Source organism: Stenotrophomonas sp. 05L44_2 (assembly GCF_056665995.1).
This window is the reverse complement of sequence record NZ_JBFTNR010000291.1, coordinates 1-4805: the sequence shown is the minus strand read 5'-3', so window position 1 is coordinate 4805 and position 4805 is coordinate 1. Positions and strand designations below refer to the sequence as shown.

The following is a 4805-nucleotide window of genomic DNA, read 5'->3' as shown; positions in this document are numbered from 1 at the left end:
GGGGTACGGCGCCGACCCTGTCCGAGCTGGCGCCGCGCTGCGGTGTCAGTGCCTACCAGCTGCCGTGCGGCGTCAAGCGCGTGGCACGCGTCTACCAGGACTGACCGGCTCTGGTAGCTGCCGACCTTGGTCGGCGCTGTGAATGCGTGTCGACCAAGGTCRACACCTACCGGATCGGATCAAACCCTGGTCGGCGCTGTGGCTGCGTGTCGACCAAGGTCGACACCTACCGGGCAGCGGTAACGCGTGAGGTCAGCTGGCGCTTCACCCAGTCATCGATCAGGCGCTTTTCATAGCGCAGCGGATCGGTATCGCTCTTCAGGCCGATGTTGTGCAGGTAGCCGCTGTCGCTCAGGCGGGCGTCGCCTTCATCGATGATGCGCCCGCTGGCGTCCTTCAGCGTGTACTGCAGGGTGATCCGCGGTGGGTAGATGTCGCGCATGATCCGGATGTCGCGGCCACGCGGGCCGTGCCAGGGCTCGTAGTCGCCTGCGCGCTTGACGTCCACCAGGGTTACCTCCAGCGTCTGCCCGGCCTGCAGGGGCTTGGCGGCGCTGGTCTGCACGTAGCGTGCCAGCTGCTGCACCCAGTCCCCGCGTTCGGCCTCGAAGCGGTTGGTGCTCTGGCGGATCTCGGTGAACTTGGCCGGATCATTCCACTGCACGCTGACCGGGCCGTCGGCCTGTAGTGCGCGCGGCGCATCGGGCGCGGTTACCGTCCGCGGCGCGGCGGCCACGCTGCCCACGGCAAGCATGCCGGCCAGCAGCAGGGCGGTTGAAAGCGAACCTTTCATGGCGGTCTCCTGCGTCCCCGAAGCGGGGAGGATGATGATGATCTCGGATCGAGTGTGATCCCGCCGCGCGGCCGCAGCAATGGCCAGTAGCGTCAAATGCGTCAACAGTTGCCGCCAATTCATGGTCGTCAACCGTGACTGACGGCGCTTGACGCTGTGAATACGCACTCTGGAAGATGCTGTACCTCCATCCGGTCTTTTCCTCCCACGCCCTTGTCCACACTGCCGCCCCTCGTGGAGCGCTCACCCTTGATGGTGCCGACGCCCGAAACCGACCTGCACCATGGCGTGCTTGAGCGCATCCACGCAGGTTTCTGTGTGATCCAGGTGCTGTTCGATGGCGACGAGGCGATCGACTACCGCTTCCTCGAGGTCAACGATGCCTTCGAGCGCCATACCGGGCTGAAGGATGCCTGTGGCAAGCGCATGAGCACGCTGGAGCCCCATCACGAAGGTGACTGGTTCCGGATCTACGGCGAAGTGGCGCGGACCGGGCGACCGGCCCAGTTCGAAATGGATGCCCGTGCCCTGGGGCGCACGTTCGCCGTGGATGCCGTTCGGGTTGGCCAGCCGGGCGAGGACAAGGTCGGCATCCTGTTCTTCGACGTGACCGCGCGCAAGCAGATGGAAGTGGAACTGGGCGAGAGCGAGGCCCGTTTCAGTGCGTTGGCCGATGGTCTGCCGATGCCGGTGTGGGTACTGGACGAGCGCGGCCACGCCCGCTTCGTCAACAGTGCCTTCAGCGAGTTCTTCGGCGGCGACGAGAACCGGGTGCCCGAAGATGTCTGGCGCGGCCTGGTGCATCCCGACGATGCGTCGGTATTTGAATACGAACTGCAGGAAGCACTGAAGGCGCAGCGTTCGATGCATGCGTTGGTGCGTGCGCGTCGTGCCGATGGGCAGTGGCGCTGGCTGGAAATGAACGCACGTCCGCGCTTCTCGCGGATGGGCCGTTTCATCGGCCTGGCCGGCAGCAGCCCGGATGTCACCGAGCGCCGCGAGATCGAACTGGCGCGCGAGGAACTGCTGCAGTCCGAGCGTGCCGCGCGCAGTGCGGCCGAAAACATGGCGCGGCTGAAGGATGAGTTCCTGGCCACGCTGTCGCACGAGCTGCGCACGCCGCTGACCACGATCCTGGGCTGGAGTGAACTGCTGCTGCAGCGCGTCGATTCCACCAGCCCGCTGTACAAGGGCCTGGGCGTGATCGCCAACAGCGCGACCGCGCAGAAGCGGTTGATCTCGGACATGCTCGACCTCAGCAGCATGCTGCTGGGCAAGGTGCAGCTGGAAGTGGAAGTGCTGGACCTGCGCGACCAGTTGAACGAAGCGATGGGCGCACAGGAGCTGGTGGCCGAGGGCAAGGCGCTGGACGTCACCCTGCAGCTGCCGGCACAGCCCTGCCAGGTGCTGGGCGATGCCACCCGGCTGCAGCAGGTGTTCTGGAACCTGTTGTCCAACGCGATCAAGTTCACCCCGGCCGAAGGCCGCATCGACGTGCAGCTGCAGGCCGATGGCAACTATTGGACGATCACCGTGCGCGATACCGGCGACGGCATCGCGCCGGAGTTCCTGAACCATCTGTTCAGCCGCTTCCGCCAGGCCGACGGCACCACCACCCGCCGCCATGGCGGTCTGGGCTTGGGCCTGGCCATCGTGCAGCAGCTGGTCGAGTTGCACGGCGGTTCGGTCAGCGCGGCCAGCGATGGCCACGGTCACGGCTCCACCTTCACCGTGCGCCTGCCGCAGCATCTGCCGGATGCCGAACGGCGTCCGCTGCGTGAGGTCGTCAGCGGTCCTATCCTGGAACCGATGGTGGTCGAGCCGTACCCGCTGCGCGGCCTGCATGTGCTGGCGGTGGAAGACCAGCCTGAAGTGCTGGAGTACCTGCGGCGCATGCTGGAAGAGCAGGGCGCGAGCGTGTCCGCCGCCAGTTCGGCGGGCGAAGCGCTGGCGCTGCTGGCCGACAATGGCCACCTGCAGTACCAGGTGCTGCTGACCGACATCGGCATGCCGGGCATGGATGGCTATGGCCTGGTAAGCACGTTGCGGCAGGACTTGGGCGTGGATGCGGCAGCGCTGCCTGCGGTAGCGGTGACTGCGCTGGCGCGTGCCGATGACCGTCGCCGTGCGTTGGCCTCGGGCTTCCAGGAGCATGTGGCCAAGCCGTATTCGGTGGCCCAGCTGGTGGGTGTGGTGCGGCGCGTGCAGGCCACGCGCGGGGACAGCCTGCTGCACTGAGCATTCACGGACAATCGGCGACCCTGCAGTTCAGGAGGTTGCCGATGTCCCGTATTGCTCCCCGTATCCATACTGATTCCGCGCAGATCGCGCGCCTGGAAGCCCTGTTGCCGCAGTTGCAGGGGGAAACCGAGGTGCAGCTGACCCTGCACGATGGCCGACGCCTGCTGGGCACGGTTGCGGTGCAGCCGACGCTGCAGCAGTACCGCAACGACGCCGGCGACGAAGGCAGCAATGGCCAGCTGCGGCTGGACGATCTTGATGCGCCGGTGCAGCAGCATCACGTGTGGCTGGATGAAATCGCCAGCATCCGCAGGTTGCCGCCGAGGCTCTGACGGCAAGTGCAGATGGCTGCATCCACGCATGGCGTGGATCTACTGTAGAGCCACGCCACGCCAAGCGTGGCTGCGATGGTCATTCGAACAGTAGAGCCACGCCATGCGTGGCTGCGGTGGTCAATGTTCGAACAGCGTTGCCGTCGCTTCGAACCTGCGCGCATACGCGCGCTCCTCGGCTACCCGGGTCACTTCATCGTCTGCCAGATCCGGCGCGCCATAGACGGCGTAGGCCACGCTGCCATCGGCGCCGTGGCCAACCTGGTGCAGGCGGTAGCGGGAATGGCCGCCGCCGGTGTCCTCCGGGTAATGCACGGGGGGATGGCTGCCTTCCAGGTCCATTTCACTGTTGTCGACGACACCTCCGACGAACAAGGCACGCATGCAGGATCTCCAGGGGTTGCGGGGGAGCTTCTACCCTGAACGCTGGCATGTTGCTGCGGCATCAAGGCAACGTTGAAGTTTCGCAAAGCGGTGGCCGGGGCCGGGCCGGGGCGGACAAGCCGGTACAATGGACGGCCCTCACGCTTCCAGTACCCGCGCCGATGGCATCCAGCGACGACGCCCCCCTGCAGACCCTGTTCCTGCCGTTCTCCAGCGGCGCCCTGCGCTGGCCGGAGGGCCCGGTGGCCTTCCTGCGCGCCCGTGACGGCTGGCCACTGCGCGAGCAGGCCGGCGGCCGCGAAGTCGACTGCGAACAGAGCTTCGCCCCGTTCGCGCAGCCGCTGCAGCAGGCCGCTGGCTGGACCGTCAGCGGGCAGCTGGATGATGTTGCCGGCCGCGGCCGTTACCCGCTGGTGCTGGTGCTGCCGCCGCGCCAGCGCGAGGAAGCCCGCGCGCTGTTCGCCCGCGCCCTGGCGCTGGTCGCCGAGGGTGGCCGCATCGTGGCCTGCCAGCACAACAACGAAGGTGCCCGCTCCGGCGAAGGCGACCTCAAGCAGCTGGCTGGCCTCGGCGGCAGCCTGACCAAGAACCACTGCCGCGTGTTCTGGACCGCTCCGCTGCAGGGCCAGCACGATGTGGACGTAGCCAAGCGCTGGGGCGCGCTGGACGCAGTGCGGCCGATCGTCGGCGGCCGTTTCCTCAGCCGTCCGGGCGTGTTCGCCTGGGACCGCATCGACCCGGCGTCGGCCCTGCTGGCCGAGCATCTGCCGGCCGACCTGGCCGGGCGTGCAGCTGACCTCGGTGCCGGTTACGGCTACCTGTCGCGTGAACTGCTGGAGCGCTGCCCGAAGATCACCGCGCTGGACCTGTACGAGGCCGAGAAGCGCGCGCTGGACCTGGCCGAACTCAATCTGGCACCGCCACCGCGCCCCGTGCCGCTGCGCTTCCTGTGGCGCGACGTCACCGCCGGTATCGAGCCGGACTACGACGTCATCATCAGCAACCCGCCGTTCCACACGCCCTCGCGTGCGGATCGCCCGGACATCGGCCAGCGC

At 67.3% G+C, this 4805-nt stretch carries 5 protein-coding genes; 3 read left to right on the top strand and 2 right to left on the bottom strand.

The window, feature by feature from the left end:
- Positions 1 to 226: 226 nt before the first annotated feature.
- Positions 227 to 793, bottom strand: coding sequence for a DUF3016 domain-containing protein (locus AC1VAN_RS11615; protein ID WP_025878412.1), 567 nt, complete (start codon positions 791 to 793; stop codon positions 227 to 229).
- A 252-nt stretch (positions 794 to 1045) separates the two neighbouring features.
- Here AC1VAN_RS11615 and AC1VAN_RS11610 point away from each other — a divergent pair, with 252 nt between their 5' ends.
- A complete protein-coding gene (locus AC1VAN_RS11610; RefSeq protein WP_223483302.1) occupies positions 1046 to 3031 on the top strand; it encodes a hybrid sensor histidine kinase/response regulator in 1986 nt (661 codons plus the stop codon).
- A 44-nt stretch (positions 3032 to 3075) separates the two neighbouring features.
- Entirely contained in the window at positions 3076 to 3366 is a 291-nt protein-coding gene (locus AC1VAN_RS11605; protein ID WP_025878414.1) for a DUF3247 family protein, read from the top strand.
- A 120-nt stretch (positions 3367 to 3486) separates the two neighbouring features.
- Here AC1VAN_RS11605 and AC1VAN_RS11600 read toward each other — a convergent pair whose 3' ends face one another.
- Positions 3487 to 3750, bottom strand: coding sequence for a hypothetical protein (locus AC1VAN_RS11600; protein WP_025878415.1), 264 nt, complete (start codon positions 3748 to 3750; stop codon positions 3487 to 3489).
- A 161-nt stretch (positions 3751 to 3911) separates the two neighbouring features.
- Here AC1VAN_RS11600 and AC1VAN_RS11595 point away from each other — a divergent pair.
- Positions 3912 to 4805, top strand: an 894-nt coding sequence (locus tag AC1VAN_RS11595) for a methyltransferase (protein ID WP_480985846.1), incomplete at its 3' end; no start/stop codon positions are given.

Bases quoted from the DNA above. Each gene is read 5' to 3' on its own strand.
- AC1VAN_RS11615 (WP_025878412.1), bottom strand. From the start codon at position 793: ATGAAAGGTTCGCTTTCAACCGCCCTGCTGCTGGCCGGCATGCTTGCC.
- AC1VAN_RS11610 (WP_223483302.1), top strand. From the start codon at position 1,046: ATGGTGCCGACGCCCGAAACCGACCTGCACCATGGCGTGCTTGAGCGC.
- AC1VAN_RS11605 (WP_025878414.1), top strand. From the start codon at position 3,076: ATGTCCCGTATTGCTCCCCGTATCCATACTGATTCCGCGCAGATCGCG.
- AC1VAN_RS11600 (WP_025878415.1), bottom strand. From the start codon at position 3,750: ATGCGTGCCTTGTTCGTCGGAGGTGTCGTCGACAACAGTGAAATGGAC.